Origin of the sequence: Paramagnetospirillum marisnigri (assembly GCF_001650715.1) — a bacterium.
Lineage (GTDB): Bacteria > Pseudomonadota > Alphaproteobacteria > Rhodospirillales > Magnetospirillaceae > Phaeospirillum > Phaeospirillum marisnigri.
Genome location: NZ_LWQT01000102.1, coordinates 1 through 3,720, shown reverse-complemented (window position 1 = coordinate 3,720; position 3,720 = coordinate 1). Strand labels below are relative to the sequence as shown.

The 3,720-nt window shown below is 58.6% G+C and carries 3 protein-coding genes; all 3 read left to right on the top strand.

What is annotated here, in order from left to right:
• Positions 1-308: 308 nt before the first annotated feature.
• The 3 genes from A6A04_RS18395 to A6A04_RS18385 are packed head-to-tail and all read left to right on the top strand — an operon-like array spanning position 309 to position 3,659.
• On the top strand, positions 309-1,352 hold the full coding sequence (locus A6A04_RS18395) for a Mu transposase C-terminal domain-containing protein (RefSeq protein ID WP_407670277.1): 1,044 nt from the start codon (positions 309-311) through the stop codon (positions 1,350-1,352).
• A complete protein-coding gene (locus A6A04_RS18390; protein WP_172822815.1) occupies positions 1,345-2,331 on the top strand; it encodes a TniB family NTP-binding protein in 987 nt (328 codons plus the stop codon). Before A6A04_RS18395 ends, A6A04_RS18390 begins: the two co-directional genes overlap by 8 nt.
• 17 nt (positions 2,332-2,348) lie before the next feature.
• The gene (locus A6A04_RS18385) at positions 2,349-3,659 is read left to right on the top strand and encodes a TniQ family protein (protein WP_068495489.1); all 1,311 of its coding nucleotides are present in this window, start codon (positions 2,349-2,351) and stop codon (positions 3,657-3,659) included.
• Positions 3,660-3,720: the final 61 nt, after the last annotated feature.

Sequence of the window (3,720 nt, the reverse complement as noted above, 5' to 3'; positions counted from 1 at the left end):
CAGCCTGATCAATCCGGCCAAGCCCGCCGGAGATCAAACGGCGACTGCGCTGTTACACCAATCCAAGGGACACGATCCCCCCCCTCGATTTGATGGTCTTGGACGACAGGACAGGGCTCCCGTTGGGCCGCCCATTCGTGACGGGATGCATTGATGATTATTCTCGCTGCATCCTGGGGCTATTCATAAGCTTTGAGCCACCCAGCTATCTTACCGTCGCACGTTGCCTGCGGGATGCCTTTCTGCCCAAGACCTGGCTTCAGGAACGCTATCCGAGGGTGAGCCACTGTTGGGAGGCCCATGGGGTGATGCGGGAACTGGTTGTCGACAACGGCGCCGAGTTCCATAGCGACAGCTTGGAGGCTGCCTGCTGGTCTCTTGGCATCGAAATCCATTATGCGCCGCGCAAGACCGGCTGGTTCAAGGCCAAGATCGAGCGTTTCCTCGGGTCCATGAACCGCGGAATCGCGCATGGCACGCCGGGCACCACGTTCAGCAATATCTTCGAGAAGGACGAGTATGACCCGTCCAAGCACGCGGTAGTTCGTCTCAGTGTGCTTCAGGAGATGATGCGTATTTGGGTGGTGGATTACTACCATCAGAAACCCCACCGGACACTCGGCGTTCCCCCGGCCTCCATGTGGGCTTCCTGCATTCGCCCCGAGGATATTCTCGTTCCCGACGACCCCGCACGCCTCGACGCCATTCTGGGCCGGGCCGACGGGCGCGTGCTCAGCCACCGAGGTATTGAACTGGATGGCCTATTCTACAACTCCCCGGAGCTCACCGGCCTGCGCATGAGATACGGCGACCGCCTTGATGTCGAGATCAGGATTGATGATTCGAACATTGGCGAAATCATCGTCCTGGCACCCGACAAGACGCGGATGTTTGAAGTCCGCTGCCTTTCATTCGAATACGCGGATGGGCTGTCACGTTGGCAGCATCAGGTGTGCAAGCGGTTCGCTGCGCATCATATTGGAGCGAGCAATCCAATGTCTTGGCTGGAAGCCAAGGAGATGATCGCGCGCATCATTGATGAGGAATTTGCCCATAAGCGCCGAAAGTCCGCCAAGCGGCTTGCCCGCTACCAGAGTGTGGAGATTGCCCAACTACCCAAGGCGCCCCCTTCTTCGACCAAACAGGAAACCGAAGCTTTCCCGCGCGCCGAGGCGCCGGAACAGCCACCCTTCCCGGCATCCGAGCCCAAAGACCCGGCCGAGGAAACATCCCCACCAGAACTGCCTCTAAAGGCGAAGAAACGGTTTGCACCGGTGATTCGTGACCGCAGCCCCGCCATGTCCGAGGAATTTGCCGATGATAAGCAGTCACGACCCGCGCAGGGTGATTGAGAACACCCTCGTCCCTCATACAGCATTCAACCGGGCGATCAAGAGCCTGGACCAGTGCTTCGAGTATGCTCAGGGCTGCAGTGAACCGGTTTGTCTGGCGTTGCTCGGAGAGTCGAGGACGGGCAAATCACGAGTTCTCGAAGAGTGCTATGTGAAGTATCCACGTCATCGCACGCCGGAAGGCATGACCATCCCCATCGTCCGGGTGAAGACCCCATCCAAGCCGACAGTGAAAGGGCTGGTGGAGATCATGCTCCACGACATGGGGGACCCGCGGTCGTCCAGCGGCACCGAAAACCGGAAAACAACCAGGCTGCTGGAACTCATGCAGGGCTCATCGACCAGGATGCTGATGGTAGATGAGTTCCAGCACTTCTATGACAAGGTTTCCCATAAGGTGATGCACCACGTTGCCGACTGGCTAAAAATCGTTGTCGATGAGGCCAGGATCGCGCTCGTGGTCTCTGGGATACCGACTTGCCGCGCAGTGCTCGACCAAAATGAACAACTCGCTGGAAGGTTCTTGGCGCCCATCAGCATGCCTCGGTTCAATTGGAACAAGGATGACCAGCGCGAGGAATTTGAAGCCATTCTCGCCGCCTTCCATGAATCCATGTCCCGTCATTTCGACCTACCGGAACTGGATGGCGAGGGCATGGCATTCCGCTTTTACTGCGGCACTGGTGGGCTCATCGGTTACCTCGTGAAGATGTTGCGGCAAGCCGTTTGGGATGCGCTCGATGAGGACCGCATGGTGATCACCGTGGCTGATCTCGCGGAGGCCCACCTGCGGTCGGTCTGGGCGACCGATGGCGTTGCCAGCATTCGGCCCTTTGACCTGAGTGCATCCTTGGAACCGAATGAGCTGTTGTTATCCATCGCGGCACGGGTGGGCGTCAAAGTTGAAGAGCCTGCTCCCGAGCGGAAGGCAGCCACCCGCAACAAATGGAAAACGAGCCAGGTTCTGTCCGCGCAATAGTATCGAGGAGGCTCTTGGTGCTGCTGGTAAGGACACCTCTCCCGTATTCTGATGAAAGCCTGGCCGGCTTCATGATCCGCGTGACCGAAGCCAATGGCTACGAGTCTATGGCCGATATCCTCAGTATGGCTGGGGTATCCAACCGATGGCGCGGTGGATGGAAGCTTGAACTTGGCCACGTCGAGAAAATTCTCAACTTCAGTCCAGGTCAGCTTCGCGCCATCTCGTACACCAAATCCAGCGCACAATCGGCTAAGGGACTTCTCCTTGGGCAGGATATCAGTCGGATGCACCTAGCCGGTGCCAGGCCGCGGGTCTGTCCCGACTGCGTCAAAGAACTGGGCTACATCAGCGCCAACTGGGACCTGCGTTTCATGCTCGCCTGTCCCAGGCATCGCAGGTCGGCCGTGTTCAGGTGCCTTGAATGTGGAAAGCCCCTGAGCTTGTATCGTCCCAAGCTGCTTGAGTGCAGTTGTGGCGCCGATTTGCGGAACCTCCCGGCTGAGCCAGTGGAAGAGCACGTACTCGAGCTACAGGCTGTTTTAGCTGCAAAAGCGTTGAAGCAGGAATGTCCGTTCGAAAGCGCCTGCGGACTGCCAATGGCGGATCTGGTGGCCATGTCCTTGCGCACGCTGTTGTCGACGGTCGCCGGCCTTGGCGCCCAAAAGCTGGAAAATCTGGGGATGGGCGTCAACGTCCTCGAACTGATGGTGGGTCACGCGGCCGACGCGTTAAGCCAGTGGCCCGAAGGCTTTCGCGCCCTCCTTAGGGAAACCGGTGCTGCGGCCAACCAGCGGAACCAAAACACTACTCTCAGCTTTCGTAAGGCGTTTGGGGGGCTTTACGACGGGCTCGTCAAACGCGGTCCCCCGTCAAAGGAGGTCGAGTTCCTTCGGAAAACGTTCGTTGAATTTGGTTTGGATGAATGGACCGACGGGTATGTCGACCACAGGCTTCTCCGCGGCATATCGACGGATGGGCGGCGTTTTCAATCAATTAGCCATTTGGCCAAGGATTTGGGTGTCATGCCATCAACGGCCCGGCGGTGGGCCCGCGAAGGCTTGGTTCCAATGACAGAAATCGATCACGCGACGAGGCGGTACGTTGGGGTCGCAGGCCCCGTGTCGGTCCCGCGCCGGGCGAATGGGAAGTCATTTGGCGATCGAGAGGCGTCGGCCTTCCTTGGTATTCCGGTAAGTGTTCTGAAAGCGCTTAGGGTGTCCGGACATTTCGAGGTCCGCCATATCGGGAAGACCCTCAAGTCCTTCCACGAAGCTGACCTGCGGTCGTTCAATGATCGATGCTTGGCGGTTGTCACTGCCGCCTGAATACTCCCCAGAAGGGGCGACTGAAAATTCCCCACCTTGACGCACTCGCCCGGCCCTGGGG

Excerpts from the sequence above, each read along its gene's own strand:
- A6A04_RS18395 (WP_407670277.1), top strand. The coding sequence starts at position 309 with ATGCGGGAACTGGTTGTCGACAACGGCGCCGAGTTCCATAGCGACAGC.